Origin of the sequence: Planococcus lenghuensis (assembly GCF_001999905.1) — a bacterium.
GTDB classification, from domain to species: domain Bacteria; phylum Bacillota; class Bacilli; order Bacillales_A; family Planococcaceae; genus Indiicoccus; species Indiicoccus lenghuensis.
In genome coordinates this window covers 2,194,457-2,211,231 of the sequence record NZ_CP019640.1, presented here as the reverse complement: position 1 = coordinate 2,211,231, position 16,775 = coordinate 2,194,457, and the positions used below count along the sequence as shown (strand labels likewise).

Here is a 16,775-nt window from a genome sequence, read left to right as displayed (position 1 = left end):
ATGAAGTGGAAACCGCAGCTGGCTGGGATGAAAGCTTACCAGCCCGGCCGTTCTGTTGAGGAAGTTAAAAAGCAATACGGATTGGAAGAAATCATAAAACTGGCATCCAATGAAAATCCATTCGGCTGTTCGGCAAGAGTTGCTGATTTTCTGAAAGACTATGCGCTGAATCCGGCCGTTTATCCGGACGGTTATGCGTCAAAACTTCGGAGTGCGGTTGCCGCATTCACCGGCACACCGGAAACCCGGTTGCTGTTTGGCAGCGGATCCGATGAAATCATCGTCATGATTACGCGTGCGTTGCTTGGCCCGGATACCAACACAGTAATGGCATCACCCACTTTTTCTCAATACCGCCATAACGCGATCATCGAGGGGGCGGAATTGCGTGAAGTTCCGCTGACAGAAGGCAAGCATGACTTAGAGAAGATGCAGGAAGCGATTGATGACCGGACCGCCGTTGTATGGATTTGTTCCCCGAATAATCCGACGGGTGTGCTCCTGTCGACTACAGAAATCCGAACATTCCTCAAACAGGTCTCCCAGGAAGTGCTCGTTGTGCTTGATGAAGCCTATTTTGAGTACATAACGGACGGCGCCTATACCGATTCTGTCGCTTTGCTGGATGAATTCCCGAATCTGTTGATTCTACGGACTTTTTCAAAAGCTTACGGCCTGGCCGGTTTCCGGATCGGGTATGCAATTGCACAGGAAGCGATCATTGCACGGCTGGACCCCCTGCGTCCGCCGTTTAACGTTACGAGCATCTCTCAGGGAGCGGCTATCGCGGCATTATCCGATCAGGAATTCATAGAGAAATGCCGAAAAATCAACAGCACAGGTCTCGCGAAATACGAAACGTTTGCAAAAAAGCACCAGCTTCATTATTATCCGTCGCAGGCAAATTTCATCTTGTTGGAAGTGAAAAAAGATGCTGACAGCGTATTTGAAGAATTGATGAAACGGGGCTTCATAATCCGGAGCGGAAATGCGCTTGGCACGCCCGGCTATATCCGAATCACGGTCGGCACGGAAGAGGAAAATGACAAACTGCTGGCTGCTTTGGAAGAAGTGGCTATATGAACCGGACAGTGTTAATTGCCGGACTGGGACTGATCGGCGGTTCGCTCGCAAAAGCGCTGAAACGCCATCCGGATGTGCGTATTTTAGGTGTTGATACCGATCGGCTTACAGCAGAAAAAGCGTTCAAAATGGGTGTCATTGATGAAGCGGCCGATTCACTTGAAAAGGCGGCACCCGAAGCTGATTTCATTTTCTTCGCCACGCCGGTCAATGCGACGCTGAAACTGTTGAAAGAAGCCGCGGGATGGAATCTGAAAAGCGGTGCAGTACTCAGTGACACCGGAAGCACAAAAGGGAAGATCATGGAAGCTGCAAACGCAATTGCCATTCCGTTTATCGGCGGCCATCCCATGGCCGGGTCGCATAAAAGTGGCGTGGAAGCCGCAAAAGAAATGCTGTTTGAAAATGCTTACTATATCCTGACGCCTTCTGAGCAGGCGGATGAGCAACAGCTGAATCGGCTGCAGGAGCTGCTGTCTGTCACCAAGGCAAAACTGCTGACAGTATCTGCAGAAGAGCACGATCACATGACGGCTCTCGTCAGCCATTTTCCGCATCTTGTTGCGGCGTCGCTTGTTCATCAGCTGGATAAGGAAACGAAATTTCCGCTTGCCCGTCAGTTGGCGGCAGGCGGTTTCAGGGATACGACCCGGATCGCTTCATCGAATCCGGTGATGTGGCGGGATATCACGCTTCATAACAGCGGGATGATCGCAAATCAATTATCCCTGTGGATGAAGGAAATGGAGATGCTCCGGCAGCTGCTGGAGTCGGGGAATCCGGACGCCATCCAGGCTTATTTCGCTGATGCCAAATCAGCCCGGGATGAACTGCCGGCCGCCGGGCACGGTGCCTTGTATTCTGTATATGATCTGTATTTGGACGTACCCGATCATCCGGGTGTGATTTCAGAAGTCACAGGTTATCTTGCAGAAGAGAATATCAGCATCGTCAACCTCCGCATTCTGGAAACGCGGGAAGACCTGTTCGGGATTCTTGTTCTCAGTTTCCAGTCGCCGGAGGATCGGAGCCGGGCGCAGGAAAGCTTGAAAAACCGGACTTCCTACGATAGTTATATTTCTTAAATAAGGAGGCGGAGTATGGCATTGAATGATAAAGCGCCGTTAACCGGTACTGTACAAGTACCAGGAGATAAATCGATTTCGCACCGAGCCATCATGTTCGGAGCAATGGCGGAAGGCACAACCACAGTGGAAGGGTTTCTGCCGGGGGATGACTGTCTGAGCACAATCAGCTGCTTCCGGCAGCTTGGTGTGTCGGTCGAGCAGAATGGAACGGATGTGACGGTAACGAGTCCCGGCATGCATGGCTGGACAGAACCGGCGGATATTCTGGATACGGGCAATTCCGGTACAACAACGCGTCTGATGCTCGGCATTCTGGCGGGAACCGATTTCCATTCAGTATTAAACGGAGATGCTTCCATCGCCAAGCGGCCGATGGGGCGGGTGATTGATCCGCTCCGGCAGATGGGCGCAGATATCAGAGGGCGAAGCGGCGGCACGATGACGCCGCTGGCTGTGACCGGCAGCTCCCTGCAAGCAATCGATTATGACATGCCGGTTGCGAGCGCACAGGTGAAATCAGCAATTCTCCTTGCAGCAATATGGGCGGAAGGAACAACAGCCATTCGCGAAAAGCTGCCGAGCCGCAACCATACGGAAATTCTGCTTCCGCAGTTCGGCGTTCCTGTAGACCAGCAGGATGGTGTAATCCGGCTGACAGGCGGTCTGAAAATGACGCCGGCGCACGTCAGCGTGCCCGGTGATATTTCTTCTGCCGCATTTTTCATTGCAGCAGCATTGATGGTTCCGGACAGCGAAATCCGACTGACAAATGTCGGTGTGAATCCGACGCGCACCGGCATACTGGAGGCCGTCCGGCAGATGGGCGGCGAGATTGAGACCGAAGATGCCACAGAAGGGGCAGAGCTGGCAGCAACCCTGACCGTGCGCGCATCCAAGCTGAAAAGCACGGAAATCAGCGGGGCGCTCATTCCGCGGCTCATCGATGAACTGCCGATTATTGCGCTGCTGGCGACGCAGGCGGAAGGGACGACTGTCATCCGGGACGCTGAAGAGCTTCGCGTCAAAGAGACCGACCGCATTCAGTCGGTGGTTACGGGACTGAAGAAACTCGGGGCCGACGCAGAGGCGACATCTGACGGAATGATCATCAAGGGGCCTGTCCGGCTGCGTGGCGCGCAAGTCGATTCGTTCGGTGATCACCGGCTCGGTATGACATGGGCTGTCGCTTCACTCATCGCGGATGGGGATGTGGACATTATCAATAAAGAATGCATTTCTGTTTCCTACCCGACGTTTTTTGAACATTTGCATACACTGCAGAACAGACTCTCCGAGTAGGAGAGTTTTTGTTTTGAAAGCGGCATTATATCGTGTACGATAAAATCAGAACAAGGAGAGAACAGGTGATTGGATGGCTGTATTTGATAAGATCCAACAGGCGGTGGAACAGGGTGACCCCCGCCGTGTGAATAAATTAATCGATCAGGCTTTATTGGAAAGCGATCCGGACAGTCAGTATACCCTTGCTGAATGGCTGGCCGACATCGGCTATGTAGAAGAAGCGGTAAAAGTGCTTGAACATCTGCAATTCCTTTTCCCGGAGGAATCACAGCTGGCAATTGATCGTGCAGGTCTGCTGATTGAAATCGACCGGGAAGATGATGCACTTGAAGTGCTGACGTCAATTCCGGAGGGAGACGAGCAGTATCCGCAGGCCCTGGTTGTGCTGGCTGATCTTTTCCAGACGCAAGGGTTGCTTGAAGCGGCTGAAAGACGGCTGGATGAAGCAATCCGGCTGCTTCCGGATGAACCGCTGCTGCTCCAGGCGAAAGCTGAAGTGCTGCTGGAGTCCGGCCGCTACCTGGAGTCTGCCCGGCTCTATACCGATCTGCTTGCAGCGGAGATAGAAATACCAGGCGTGAATTTATCAGAACGGCTCGCTGAAGTGTACAGTGCCGGGGCGGCGTATGAAGAAGCACTGCCTTATTATGAACAGGCGCTTAAAGAGCAGTCCTCACCGGATACGCTATTCGGTGCAGCATACTCCGCATTTCAGTCTGCCCAGTATGAGACAGCGATACGCTACGCCGAGGAATTGACGGCGATGGATCCCGATTATTTTTCCGCTTACCTGCTGCGCGCTGAGAGCTTGAATATGATGGGCGATTACAGCGCTTCCTATGAAGCGGCCACAGAAGGCATCAGCCGGGATGAGTACAACAAGGAACTTTATTTATTCGCCGGCAAACTTGCACTGAAACTTGGCAGGGAGACAGAAGGTGAAGCGCATCTCCGGCAGGCGATTGCACTTGATCCTGAATATATGGATGCCATTCAGACGCTCATCGCATTATTGCATGCGCAGGAAAGAAGCGAAGATGTACTGGAATTGGCGGAAGCCGCCGTCTCCAATGAAACGGATTGGGCGGCACTGTATCCGGCGATTGCCGCGGCTTACGAAGCAACAGAGCAATACGGGAAAGCTGCCGACTATTACGGACGGGCTTATCCCGCTTTCCGGGAAGATGCTGAATTCCTCAGCAATTATGCCCGCTTTCTGCTGGAAGAAGGCAGACAGGAGCAGGCTCGGCAAGTCATTGATGAATTACTGGTCCTTGAACCCGGTCATCCGGACTGGGCCGATTGGCATCAATCGGCGGAGTGAGAGAACGCCGGGAAAGGGAAGTGCGAGGCAGGAAGGGGGAAAAAAGGTGACAGCTTCAATTTCGATAGATGAAAAAAAACAGTTCGTCCGCTGGTTCCTTGAAAATCACCGGATGAAGCGGCGGGAATGTATTTGGATTCTGAATTATTTGCTGGGCCATAATCACTTGTTAGACAAGACCCATTTCGTGGAAGATGCCCATTACTGTCCCCGCGCGATGGTCATTTCGACAACAGAGTCAAAAGATGTCCCTTTCAGGTTTTACAGAGGACATTTGATGACCGCAGATGCTGAGAAAACCTTCCATGATTTGCGGCTCCATCCCGATGAAGAGCTGTATGTGCAACTGAATTTCAGAAATCTTCCCCGGTCACCGGAATACGTGGCCGTGCTGGAAGAAAATCCGTTCATCCCCGAAGATGAAGCGATCACTGAAACTGATCGGCTGGCTGCTGAAGAGCTGTTGAGCGACAGCATGCAGACGATCCAGGAAGAAGCGCTGCTGAAACAGATTGATGAAGCGCTTGATGCGGAAGATCGGGATGCGTTTTTTCAGCTGTCCGAGCTGTTGCAGAAAGTGAAGGATTCCAGACGGCCGAAAGGGGAATAGCATAAATGTTTTTTGCAGGAAGAGAAATCAGTCAGTACATGGAACAAAAAGAGTACGTCGATACAGCGGTGATACCGCTCGTGGAGCTGGATCTCAGTGCAGCCGGCATGCGGCAAAGCGCAGGTGCAGCAGAGTATATGATTGCGCTCACATCGTTGCTTGAACGGCAATTTAAAGGGCGGCTGCTGCTGCTGCCGCCCGTTTCGTATGCTAAAAATGCGGACCGGGTCCATCTGGCGGGTGAGTTGCAGGGAGAAATGCAGCAGTCGGAGTTCAAGCATATCTTCTATATGACTACAGATGCAAAGTGGCGGACGGTCGAGAACTTTGGACAGCTTCTGTGGCTACCGGCGGTGCCGACTGAACATATGGATCCCAAGTTCCGCCATTCGGTGATGGAAGATCAGCTCCGGCAAGTGCTGCCGCTGTTTTTGAACGAGTGGTCCGCATCTTCATGAAATGTTCACAAACTCTCTGTGCAGTGCTTGCATTGCCCGAAAGCGTTGTTGACCTGCTACAGTGATTGATATATCATTAGGTTGTCCTAGTAATTATATTTGAATAAGTATGTCCGTTGGACTGAGCTTTGAGTAAGAGGGGGGAGAAAAATGAGCAATAATCGTGTATCCCGTCGGCAATTCCTAAGCTATACCATCATGGGTGTAGGAGGATTTATGGCGTCCAGCATGCTGATGCCTATGGTCCGCTTCGCAGTGGATCCAGTTCTGCAGGTGAGTGCTGATGGTGATTATGTCGTGACCGACCAGCTGGCTTCCGAACTTTCAGAAGTGCCAATCCGTGTTTCATTCACTTATACACAGGAAGACGCTTGGTATACATCCGAAGTTACGAATGATGCATGGGTGTATTTGGAGGGCGAGGAAATCGTCGCTTTATCACCGGTTTGTAAACACCTTGGCTGTACTGTTACATGGGAAGGCAGTGCTGATTTCCCGGAACAGTTCTTTTGTCCGTGCCACGCAGGCCGCTATTACAAAAATGGGGAAAACGTCGCAGGTACACCGCCTCTTGGACCGCTGGATCAGTTCCTGGTTGAAGTGCGGGACGGTTACGTGGCGCTTGGGCCACTGAGACCGAATTTCTTAGTTTCTTAATTTTTTATTGGACAGTAAAGGGGGTACGGCACAGTGTTAAATAAGCTTTATGACTGGGTAGATGAGCGGCTAGATATCACTCCGATCTGGCGTGATATCGCTGACCACGAAGTGCCTGAGCATGTAAACCCCGCACACCACTTTTCGGCATTCGTCTATTGTTTCGGGGGACTGACCTTCTTCATTACAGTTGTTCAGATCCTGTCGGGAATGTTCCTGACAATGTATTATGTACCGGACGTCGAGAATGCCTGGCAGTCGGTTTTTTATCTCCAGAATGAAGTGGCATTCGGAGAAATCGTGCGCGGGATGCACCATTGGGGTTCTTCCTTGGTTATCGTAATGATCTTCCTACATGCGCTGCGTGTGTTTTTCACAGGCTCGTATAAAAAGCCTCGTGAGCTGAACTGGATGATCGGGGTTCTGCTGTTTGGCGTTATCCTGGGTCTCGGGTTCACAGGTTATCTGTTGCCATGGGATATGAAAGCATTGTTCGCAACGAAAGTTGGTATTGAAATTGCCGCGTCAGTCCCTATTATCGGCGATCAGATCAAAATCCTCCTTGCAGGCGACCAGACCATTCTTGGAGCGCAGACGCTCACCCGATTCTTTGCAATTCACGTGTTCTTCCTGCCGGCAGCATTGCTCGGACTCATGGGAGCACATTTTGTCCTGATCAGAAAGCAAGGGATCTCTGGTCCGTTGTAAGCTGATTTATTCATTGAAGATTTTTTGAAGGAGGGGATTCTATGCATCGCGGAAAAGGGATGAAATTCGTCGGGGATTCCCGTGTGCCTGCAGTTCGCAAGCCGAATATACCTAAAGACTATTCCGAATACCCGGGCAAAACGGAAGCCTTCTATCCGAACTTTCTGCTGAAAGAATGGATGATCGGTGCTGTTTTCCTGATCGGCTACCTGCTTTTAGCAGCCGCACATCCATCACCGCTCGAGTCAATGGCGGATCCGACAGATACAGGGTACATACCGCTGCCGGACTGGTATTTTCTATTCCTTTATCAGTTACTGAAGTATGAATTTGCTTCCGGCCCTTATAACATCGTCGGTGCGATTATCATGCCGGGTCTCGCCTTTACGGCACTTCTGCTGGCTCCGTTTTTGGATCCGGGTCCGGAACGCCGGCCATTCAAACGGCCGCTTCCGACAGCGTTCATGCTGCTGACACTGGCGGCTATGGTCTTCCTGACATGGGAATCAGTCGTTAACCATGACTGGGAAGCTGCAGAAGCACAGGGGCAGATTGTCGAGGAGGTCGAAATTGATACAGAGTCTGAAGGCTATCAGATTTATGCCAACGCAACGTGTATCAATTGTCACGGTGAAAACTTGGAAGGTGCAGTTGGTCCCGCACTCGTAAATACGGAAAGAACGGCTGAAGAAATTGCCGATATCGCCGTAAACGGAATCACGAAAAATGACGTAGTGGCAATGCCGCCGTCGTGGACCGGTTCTGAAGAAGAGCTGGCTGTACTGGCTGAATTCATCGCAACACTCGGAGACGAAGAATAATAAGAACAGAAGAGTCAGGAAACTGGCTCTTTTTATTTACCCTGAAAAAGGAGGATGTCATGCTCCAGACAATCGGTGATCTTTCGAAGTGGCTGATGTATAAGCCTTTTTTGTTCGTGCTGTTTCTCGTGAATTTATTCGGAACGATTTATGGTTATATCTGGTATGGCGGACAGCTTGCCATCACAGAACCCAAATTCCTGATTTTCGTACCGGACAGTCCTACTGCAAGTCTGTTTTTTACAATTGTCCTTGCATTCTGGCTGGTTGACCGGCATGCTCCACTGATCGAGGCGCTGGCCGTTGTGACACTGATCAAATACGGGCTGTGGGCGGTTGTCATGAATTTACTGACCCTACTCGAAGTCGGTTCCATCGGCTGGATGGGCTGGATGCTGGTAATCTCCCATTTTGCGATGGCGGTTCAGGCGGTGCTGTATTTGCCATTTTATCGCTTTGGCATGTTAGCCGCCGGCATTGCTGGGGTATGGACATTACATAACGACATCGTTGACTACGTTTTCGGTCAGATGCCGATTTACCGGGTGCTGGCGGATTATGCAGACAGCATCGGCTATTTTACATTTTGGCTATCAATCGCCTGCATCTGCTTTGCCATTTTTACAGTCCGGTTTAATCGCAGCCAAGCTGAGTTTATTGACCATTCCTGACGTTTATCTTATAATTTAAGATAAGTTCGAGGGAACAGAAAGGACGGACAATAGATTATGGGCGGGTTTATCCTCTATTTTATTCTGTTGCTGATTATTCCATTATGGGCGCAATTTAAATTGAAACGGACATATAAAAAGTTTTCGAAAATCCGGTCGACTTCCGGTCGTACCGGTGCAGAAGTTGCCCGGATCATTCTTGATGAGAATGGGCTCCATGATGTGAAAGTGGTGGAAAGCCGCGGTATGCTGAGTGACCATTACAATCCAATGACCAAAACCGTCGCTTTAAGTCCGCATAATTACCATGAGGCTTCTGTTGCCGGAACGGCTGTTGCTGCACACGAAGTTGGTCATGCGATTCAGGACGCAAAGGATTATGCGTTTTTGCGGTTCCGCCATCGGATGGTGCCGCTTGTTAATATTTCGTCGAATGCGTCGTGGATATTCATCATGATCGGAATTTTCTCCGCAATGACGGAAATGCTTCTGCTGGGGATTATTCTGCTGGCGATCGGTGTCGTTTTTCAATTTGTCACGCTGCCGGTCGAGTTCAATGCCTCTAACCGGGCAATGGACCAGCTAGTATCAACCGGTATCATCCGGAACACAGAAGAAAAATCAGCGAAGAAAGTACTCAATGCAGCGGCGATGACATATGTTGTCGCAACAGCAGTGGCAGTGCTTGAACTGCTGCGGCTCCTGCTGATTTATACCAGCATGAATCGTTCATAATGACAAAACCCGCGCCGGCAAGTTCCGGAGCGGGTTTTTTACATATTAATCCAGCGGGCGTTTTTGTTCATCGAGTGTAAAGCCTTCTCCCATGACGTCATGCACTTCAATCAATGAAACAAAGGCATGCGGGTCGACGGACGTGATAATATTTTTCAGCCGCATGATTTCATTGCGTGAAACGACGCAGTAAAGCACTTCCCGTTCCGCTTTTGAAAAGTGGCCATAGCCTCTGAGCACCGTGACTCCTCTATCCATTTCGGCAGTGATTCTGCTTGCAATCATTTCCTGGGCATCCGAAATAATCATGGCACCGCGTCCTGCATAAGCGCCTTCCTGCACAAAATCTATGACCCGGGCGCCGACGAATACAGCGACGAGTGTATACATCATTGTTGCGTTATCAAGGAAGGTCAGCCGGGACAGGAAGATGACAAAAGCATCGAATAAGAACATGGTTTTCCCCATGCTCCAACCCAAATACTTCAGACCAAGACGGGCAAGAATGTCAACGCCGCCTGTAGTTCCACCGTACCGGAAAATGATGCCGAGGCCGATGCCGATGAACACACCGGCGAACAGAGCGGCAAGCAGCAGATCTCCACCCAGTTCAATTTCTACTTCGTACAATTGAAACAGCTTCAGGAATGCGGAAACGGCAAACGTGCCGATCAGCGTGTATATAAAGACTTTCCGTCCGAGCAGCTTCCAGCCAATAAAGAAAAGCGGAATATTCAGGACAAGATTCATAAGGGCGGGATCCAGATCGAACAAAAACAGCAAAATCAGTGTAATCCCTGTAAATCCGCCTTCACCCAATTCGTTTTGTATGTTGAAATGGACGAGTCCGAAACTGAATATGGCCGCACCGAGTAAAATGAAAAGCGTATTTTTAATCCGTATTCCTTGAAACATGCTCAAACCTCCTTTTGCAACTATCCCTGTTGTATTATGTGCTATCCGGCTGCTTTTGACAACATGCTATACTTTCATTACGATTAAGGCGGGAGCGTGAAGGAAATGGACGAAAAAAAGACGATGCAGGATTTACAACAGGACGTGGACGCATATATCAGCCAATTCAAGGAAGGGTATTTCACTCCGATGGAACTGACCGTCCGGCTGACTGAAGAACTTGGGGAATTGGCGCGGGAGATTAGCCATGTATACGGACCGAAAAAAAAGAAGTCGTCAGAAGAAGAGAAAACAGTGGAAGAAGAGATGGGCGACTTGCTCTTTGTGCTGATCTGCATGGCCAATTCACTTGATATCGACCTCGCGCAGGCACATGACCGGGTAATGGAGAAATTCAACACCCGGGACAAAAACCGTTGGACGAGAAAGGAACAGGCTGATGGACAAGTATAAACTGAATATTGCCCTCGTTGCACATGATGAAAAGAAAGATGACCTTATCCAATTTATCACTGCCTACAGACCGATTTTGCAAAAGCATGATTTATTCGCAACCGGTACAACCGGTCTGCGGATCATCGAAGAGACCGGCTTGCCGGTCACCCGGTTCCGTTCGGGACCGCTCGGCGGCGATCAGGAAATCGGAGCGGCAATTGCCCGGGACGAAATGGATTTGATCATCTTCCTGCGGGATCCGCTGACTGCCCAGCCGCACGAGCCGGATGTCTCTGCGCTGCTTCGGCTTTCGGATGTGTACTGCGTCCCGCTGGCCACGAACATGGGGACTGCAGAAGTATTGCTGAAAGGGCTGGAAGCCGGCTTCTTTGAATGGCGGTTCATCCGCAGAGAAAGAGAGTAGGAGGCGGAGATTTGAAGAAGCTGAAAATCGGTATTACATGTTACCCGACCGTCGGGGGGTCCGGGGTGATTGCGACTGAACTCGGAAAAATGCTGGCTGAAAAAGGGCATGAAGTTCACTTTATTACATCCGGCATGCCGTTTCGGCTGAACGGAGTTAATGCCAGCATTTACAGTCACCAGGTGGAAGTGAGCAGTTATTCCGTTTTTCAATACGCTCCTTACGATATCGCCTTGGCCAATAAAATCGCGGAAGTGATCACGAATGAGCAGCTGGATCTGCTTCATGTGCATTATGCCATTCCGCATGCGGTCTGTGCCATTCTGGGACGGGATATGGCGAACGCGCCGGATACGAAAATCGTCACCACCCTGCATGGCACAGATATCACAGTCCTTGGCTATGATTCATCGCTGCAGGGGGCGATCCGCTATGGAATTGAAAAGTCGGACGTCGTGACGGCGGTATCGGAATCCCTGAAACGGGAGACGATTGAGCTGATCGGGACAGATAAAGAAATCGAGACAATCTATAACTTCGTCGATGAACGGGATTATTATGGAAAAAAAGTGCCGGGTCTCCGGGAGGATTTCGGCATTCGGAATGATGAAAAAGTGATGATTCATGTTTCCAACTTCCGCCGCGTTAAGCATGTGGAAGATGTGGTACAGACTTTTTCGCTTGTCCGCCGGCAACTGGATGCGAAACTGCTGCTGGTCGGCGACGGTCCTGAAATGAGCCGGATTGTCCGGCTGGTGAAAGAGCTGGAACTTGAAGCCGACGTGTTGTTTCTCGGGAAGCAGGATGGCGTTGCTGAATTGTATAATATGAGCGATCTGATGCTGCTCATGTCTGAAAAAGAATCATTCGGTCTGGTGCTGCTTGAAGCCATGGCATGCGGCATACCGTGTATCGGCACCCGGGCCGGCGGCATACCGGAAGTGATTGAGGATGGAGCGAACGGATTTTTAGTCCCCGTCGGTGACTATGAACGGGCAGCGGAGCTTGCTATTCAGCTGCTGAAACAGCCGGATACATACGCGAAATTGAGACAAGGGGCAGAGAAGACAGCAGCAGAACGGTTCCATTCCTCAAAAATCCTCGCTCAGTATGAGCAGGTATACAGAAAGGTGACAGCACAGAAATGAACAGTATGGAAAAAGCGGAACGGCTGATAGATGCACTGGAAGCCGCGGGATTTGAAGCTTATATTGTGGGCGGTGCGGTGCGCGATCTGCTGCTGGGCGCTGAGCCGTCGGATGTGGACGTGGCGACGAGTGCATTGCCGGAGCAGGTGAAAGCGGTATTTCCTCGCACTGTTGATACGGGTATCCAGCATGGCACAGTCCTCGTATTGACAGAAGGAGAAGGCATTGAAGTCACGACATTCCGGACGGAGAGCGGTTATTCGGACAGCCGGAGACCGGATCAGGTCGCATTCGTGACGTCTCTTACGGAAGACCTGCGGCGGCGTGATTTCACGATTAATGCAATGGCCCTGACAAAAGATCACATCGTAGTGGATCCGTTCGGCGGACAGTCCGATCTGGATAACCGGATCATCCGGGCAGTCGGGGATGCAGACGAACGGTTCCGTGAAGATGCGCTCCGCATGCTGCGGGCGGTCCGGTTCGCCGGCCAGCTCGGCTTCGAACCGGAACAGGCGACGGCGGACTCCATCAGCCGCAATGCGGACCGGATTCAGGCGGTCGCCATCGAACGGATCAAGATTGAACTGGATAAATTGTTCAGCAGCCGGCATGCGAAAAAAGGGCTGGAGTTTTTGACGGAATCCGGACTTTCCCGGTATTTGCCTGCCGGCCGTCTGTTTTGCAGGGATTGGACCCGATTCCCTGAAAACCAGCCGGCCCTCACCGGCTGGGCATTCATGCTGCATGATACGTACGCCGGCTTTGATGAAGTGCGGGCGTACCGGTTTTCCAACGATGAACGACGGCTCCTGCAGCAAATTCTCGCTGCAGTCCGCGAGCCGGAATGGACCAAGTGGACGGTCTACCAGTATACCGATGCAGCGTTAGCTGCCGCCCGGCTGCTGGCTGGAGTGGAAACGGATCTGCTGCGGCTGAAATCTGAGCTTCCCATTCAATCGAAGTCCGATCTGGCTGTTTCGGGGCTGGATTTGCTGGAATGGACGGATCATTCGAGAGGCCCCTGGCTCCGGGAATGGCTGAACTTCATCGAGCAGCGGGTTGTAAAGGGAGCCCTTGCCAATGACAAACAACAGATAAAGGAATGGTTCCTGCATGAATACAGCAATCACCAATCAACTGGCAAGACGACTGATTAAAGCGGGTGATGCAGCAATTTCCGGTCAGCAGTTCGCGGAGGAATTCGGCATTTCGAGAACAGCCGTCTGGAAGCATATCAAAGAGCTCCAGGAAGAGGGGTACGATATCCAGTCTGTGAAAAAGAAAGGGTACTTCCTTTCCGCGGTTCCCGATTCGCTGAAACCTGAAGTGGTGCAGCCGCTGCTGGAAACAGCTGTGATCGGCCGGAACATCAATTACCATGAAACGGTCACTTCCACGCAAATCATCGCCCATCAGCTCGCACAGGACGGGGCTCCGGGAGGAACTGCAGTTCTTGCGGAAACCCAGACAGCAGGAAGAGGGAGGCTAGCCCGCAATTGGGATTCAGCGGCGGGCAAAGGAATCTGGATGAGCATCATCCTTCGGCCGGCTATTATGCCCCAGCGAGCTCCCCAGTTCACGCTGGTCACGGCCGTCGCGGTCGTCCAGGCGATTGAAGAAGTGACCGGACTGCGGCCTGAGATTAAATGGCCGAATGATGTTTTACTGAATGGCCGGAAATGCACAGGCATTCTTACAGAACTGCAGGCGGATATGGACAGTGTCCAGGCGTTGATCATCGGCATTGGGCTGAACGCGAATCAGACACAGGATGATTTTGATCCGGCTGTCCGGGAAGTCGCCACATCCCTTCGGATGGAAGGGGACAAACCGGTCGAGCGGGCGGTGCTCGTCCGCTCGATCTTCCGTCACTTGGAGAAATATACAGACTTGTATATCGAGAATGGCTTCGCGCCGTTGAAAGTGCTGTGGGAAAGCTATTCTGTTACGATCGGCAAGCGGATTCGGGCCAGGACTGCCAGAGAGGTGCTGGAAGGACTGGCAATTGGCATCACGGATGACGGCGTGCTCGAATTGAAGACGGACGACGGAAAAATCCACACAATTTATTCAGCGGATATCGAACTCGCAACATGAGGATTGAGCGTTTAATGTGCTTCTGCTATAGTGGGACTAAAGGAAAGGGCGGTATCCGGCTGGAACCGCACCGGTTTTATTCATATTCAAAATGCAAAACTGAATAATTCTGCCTTGATCTGATATGACAGGGACGGAGGAAACCAATTACTTAAATTCTGCCCTTCTGTCCATTTTTAGACGGAAGGGCTTTTTGATGGGTTTTCTCCCCGAAAGGAGAGAAATGATATGAAAACAACAGCATCATTGCGCAAAATGAAACAACAGGGCGAGAAGATCGCAATGCTGACGGCTTACGATTACCCGGCAGCAAAGCTTGCTCAGGAAGCCGGTGTGGATATCATCCTGGTGGGGGATTCACTCGGCATGGTCGTATTGGGGTACGAATCCACTGTCCCCGTGACCCCGGCCGATATGATCCATCATGGGAAAGCGGCCCGTCGCGGCGCGCACGATACGTTTCTGGTCGTTGATATGCCGTTCGGTTCGTTTCACGGCAGCTTGGACCGGACGCTTGAAACCGCCATCCGGATCTTTCAGGAGACGGGCGCAGAAGCGCTGAAACTGGAAGGAGCCGGTGAAGTGATCGATGTTATCCGCAGGCTCACCCAAACAGGGATTCCGACAGTTGCCCATCTTGGCCTGCTGCCGCAAAGCGCCGGAGTCATCGGCGGCTACAAGGTTCAGGGCAAGACGGCGGATGCTGCAAAGCAGCTGATCGAAGATGCATTGGCCTGTGAAGCTGCCGGCGCCTGCATGCTGGTGCTCGAATGTATTCCCCATCAGCTGGCAGAGCAGGTTTCTGCAAGATTATCGATTCCGGTCATCGGCATTGGAGCGGGCAGCGGGACGGATGGCCAGGTGCTCGTCTATCACGACACCATCAAATACGGCACCCACCACATCCCGAAATTCGTCCGCTCCTATACGGAAGCCGGCACGGCGATCCGGGAAGGTCTGCAGCTGTATGTCGATGAAGTCAAATCAGGCGCATTCCCGGCGGAAGAACACCGGTTTTCCATGAAGGAAGAAGAGCTGTCGCAATTATACGGGGGTAAGCAATGAATGTGATCGAAACGAAACAGGGACTGAAATGCTGGGTGGCGACGATGAAGCAAGACAACCGATCGATCGGCTTTGTGCCGACGATGGGGTTTCTGCATGAAGGACATCTGTCGCTGATCCGTCAGGCCCGCAAGGAAAATGATGTTGTCATCGTGAGCATTTTCGTCAATCCGGCGCAATTCGGCCCTGGGGAGGATTTTGAGCGCTATCCCCGGGATTTGCCGAAAGATACAGCACTTGCTGAGTCGGTAGGAGCGGATGTGCTGTTTGTGCCGTCGGCGGAAGAGATGTATCCGGCGGAGGCCCAAGTTACGCTGACAGCCGGACCGCAGGCAGACCGGTTATGCGGCAGAAGCCGTCCCGGCCATTTTGACGGGGTGTTGAAAGTCGTTACGAAATTATTCCATCTGACAGAGGCCGACCGGGCATACTTTGGACAGAAGGATGCCCAGCAGCTGGCGATCATTGAATCGCTCGTCCGTGACTTTGATTTTCCTGTTGAAATCCGGCGGGGAGCGACTGTGCGGGAAGAAGACGGGCTGGCAAAGAGCTCCCGCAATGTGTATTTGTCGCCGGAGGAACGCAGTGAAGCACCGGCGATCCATGAGGCCCTGCGGCTTGGCCGGGAAGCGACCCTTAGCGGACGCGATCCGGTTCCTGTTATGGCAGATCACATTGAACGCCATACGTCCGGCACCATCGATTACATCGAGTTTCTGAGCTACCCGGAACTGACGGAACCCATTGGAAGCGGAGAAGCCGTACTTGCGGTGGCCGTCCAGTTTGAAAAGGCTCGTCTCATTGATAATGTCATACTAAACTTAAAGGAGAAATACTAATGCTGCGCATGATGCTTAACTCGAAAATCCACCGGGCAACGGTGACGGAAGCCGATCTGAATTACGTTGGAAGCATAACCATTGATCTTGATCTTCTGGATGCCGCCGGAATGCTGCCGAACGAAAAAGTCCATGTAGTTAATAATAATAACGGCGCCCGGTTTGAGACATATATCATCGCCGGAGCACGGGGATCCGGTGTAATCTGTGTCAACGGGGCAGCCGCCCGGCTCGTTCAAAAAGGGGACATCGTGATCATTTTGTCTTATGCCTATGTAATGAATGAAGAAGCGAAAAACCATAAGCCGACAGTCTTGATCATGGACGAGAAAAACGGGATCCGTGAAAAGCTGAGCTATGAGCCGGAAGCCACAATTTTATAGACGGAGATT

Annotated in this window: 20 protein-coding genes; 19 read left to right on the top strand and 1 reads right to left on the bottom strand. The window is 51.6% G+C overall.

The genetic code is table 11. The features are described from left to right. The 11 genes from hisC (at position 1) to B0X71_RS11340 (ending at position 9,457) form a co-directional block, all read left to right on the top strand. The gene (gene hisC, locus B0X71_RS11390) at positions 1 to 1,083 is read left to right on the top strand and encodes a histidinol-phosphate transaminase (protein ID WP_077589522.1); all 1,083 of its coding nucleotides are present in this window, start codon (positions 1 to 3) and stop codon (positions 1,081 to 1,083) included. After that, entirely contained in the window at positions 1,080 to 2,168 is a 1,089-nt protein-coding gene (locus B0X71_RS11385; protein WP_077589521.1) for a prephenate dehydrogenase, read from the top strand. Before hisC ends, B0X71_RS11385 begins: the two co-directional genes overlap by 4 nt. A 15-nt stretch (positions 2,169 to 2,183) precedes the next feature. Continuing rightward, positions 2,184 to 3,470, top strand: a complete 1,287-nt coding sequence (aroA, locus tag B0X71_RS11380) for a 3-phosphoshikimate 1-carboxyvinyltransferase (protein WP_077589520.1) — start codon at positions 2,184 to 2,186, stop codon at positions 3,468 to 3,470. A gap of 73 nt (positions 3,471 to 3,543) precedes the next feature. Continuing rightward, positions 3,544 to 4,797 carry a tetratricopeptide repeat protein gene (locus B0X71_RS11375; RefSeq protein ID WP_077589519.1) on the top strand — a complete coding sequence of 418 codons (1,254 nt, stop codon included), beginning with the start codon at positions 3,544 to 3,546 and terminating at the stop codon, positions 4,795 to 4,797. 46 nt (positions 4,798 to 4,843) lie between these two features. Then, the gene (locus B0X71_RS11370; RefSeq protein WP_077589518.1) at positions 4,844 to 5,407 is read left to right on the top strand and encodes a ReoY family proteolytic degradation factor; all 564 of its coding nucleotides are present in this window, start codon (positions 4,844 to 4,846) and stop codon (positions 5,405 to 5,407) included. Between the two features lie 5 nt (positions 5,408 to 5,412). Then, positions 5,413 to 5,865 (top strand): DUF2487 family protein, encoded by a 453-nt coding sequence (locus B0X71_RS11365; protein WP_077589517.1) that lies wholly within the window; start codon positions 5,413 to 5,415, stop codon positions 5,863 to 5,865. Between the two features lie 150 nt (positions 5,866 to 6,015). Further along, on the top strand, positions 6,016 to 6,522 hold the full coding sequence (locus B0X71_RS11360) for a Rieske (2Fe-2S) protein (RefSeq protein ID WP_077589516.1): 507 nt from the start codon (positions 6,016 to 6,018) through the stop codon (positions 6,520 to 6,522). 33 nt (positions 6,523 to 6,555) lie between these two features. Then, positions 6,556 to 7,230, top strand: a complete 675-nt coding sequence (gene qcrB, locus B0X71_RS11355) for a menaquinol-cytochrome c reductase cytochrome b subunit (protein ID WP_077589515.1) — start codon at positions 6,556 to 6,558, stop codon at positions 7,228 to 7,230. Positions 7,231 to 7,271: 41 nt separating this feature from the next. Further along, on the top strand, positions 7,272 to 8,051 hold the full coding sequence (locus B0X71_RS11350; protein WP_077589514.1) for a menaquinol-cytochrome c reductase cytochrome b/c subunit: 780 nt from the start codon (positions 7,272 to 7,274) through the stop codon (positions 8,049 to 8,051). Positions 8,052 to 8,110: 59 nt separating this feature from the next. After that, a complete protein-coding gene (lhaT, locus tag B0X71_RS11345) occupies positions 8,111 to 8,722 on the top strand; it encodes a lipoprotein heptaprenylglyceryl N-acetyltransferase LhaT (RefSeq protein WP_077589513.1) in 612 nt (203 codons plus the stop codon). 57 nt (positions 8,723 to 8,779) lie between these two features. Then, the gene (locus tag B0X71_RS11340) at positions 8,780 to 9,457 is read left to right on the top strand and encodes a zinc metallopeptidase (protein ID WP_077589512.1); all 678 of its coding nucleotides are present in this window, start codon (positions 8,780 to 8,782) and stop codon (positions 9,455 to 9,457) included. Between the two features lie 45 nt (positions 9,458 to 9,502). On the opposite strand, the gene B0X71_RS11335 is transcribed toward B0X71_RS11340, so the two are convergent. After that, positions 9,503 to 10,372, bottom strand: coding sequence for a YitT family protein (locus B0X71_RS11335; RefSeq protein WP_077589511.1), 870 nt, complete (start codon positions 10,370 to 10,372; stop codon positions 9,503 to 9,505). 105 nt (positions 10,373 to 10,477) lie between these two features. On the opposite strand from B0X71_RS11335, the gene B0X71_RS11330 reads away from it, so the two are divergent. From B0X71_RS11330 to panD, 8 genes are all read left to right on the top strand, one after another. Next, positions 10,478 to 10,825, top strand: a complete 348-nt coding sequence (locus B0X71_RS11330; protein ID WP_077589510.1) for a nucleotide pyrophosphohydrolase — start codon at positions 10,478 to 10,480, stop codon at positions 10,823 to 10,825. Between the two features lies 1 nt (position 10,826). Continuing rightward, positions 10,827 to 11,231, top strand: a complete 405-nt coding sequence (gene mgsA / locus B0X71_RS11325; RefSeq protein ID WP_077590979.1) for a methylglyoxal synthase — start codon at positions 10,827 to 10,829, stop codon at positions 11,229 to 11,231. An 11-nt stretch (positions 11,232 to 11,242) separates the two neighbouring features. Then, complete coding sequence (gene bshA / locus B0X71_RS11320; RefSeq protein WP_077589509.1) at positions 11,243 to 12,379, top strand: N-acetyl-alpha-D-glucosaminyl L-malate synthase BshA; 1,137 nt, start codon at positions 11,243 to 11,245, stop codon at positions 12,377 to 12,379. Then, a complete protein-coding gene (locus tag B0X71_RS11315; RefSeq protein WP_232336688.1) occupies positions 12,376 to 13,539 on the top strand; it encodes a CCA tRNA nucleotidyltransferase in 1,164 nt (387 codons plus the stop codon). Before bshA ends, B0X71_RS11315 begins: the two co-directional genes overlap by 4 nt. After that, on the top strand, positions 13,496 to 14,479 hold the full coding sequence (locus B0X71_RS11310; protein ID WP_077589508.1) for a biotin--[acetyl-CoA-carboxylase] ligase: 984 nt from the start codon (positions 13,496 to 13,498) through the stop codon (positions 14,477 to 14,479). Before B0X71_RS11315 ends, B0X71_RS11310 begins: the two co-directional genes overlap by 44 nt. A 228-nt stretch (positions 14,480 to 14,707) precedes the next feature. After that, positions 14,708 to 15,544: a 3-methyl-2-oxobutanoate hydroxymethyltransferase gene (gene panB, locus B0X71_RS11305; RefSeq protein ID WP_077589507.1), complete on the top strand. Its 837-nt coding sequence runs from the start codon at positions 14,708 to 14,710 to the stop codon at positions 15,542 to 15,544. Beyond that, entirely contained in the window at positions 15,541 to 16,383 is an 843-nt protein-coding gene (gene panC, locus B0X71_RS11300) for a pantoate--beta-alanine ligase (protein ID WP_077589506.1), read from the top strand. The genes panB and panC overlap by 4 nt, the downstream gene beginning before the upstream one ends. Further along, positions 16,383 to 16,766: an aspartate 1-decarboxylase gene (panD, locus tag B0X71_RS11295; RefSeq protein WP_077589505.1), complete on the top strand. Its 384-nt coding sequence runs from the start codon at positions 16,383 to 16,385 to the stop codon at positions 16,764 to 16,766. Before panC ends, panD begins: the two co-directional genes overlap by 1 nt. Positions 16,767 to 16,775 lie beyond the last annotated feature (9 nt).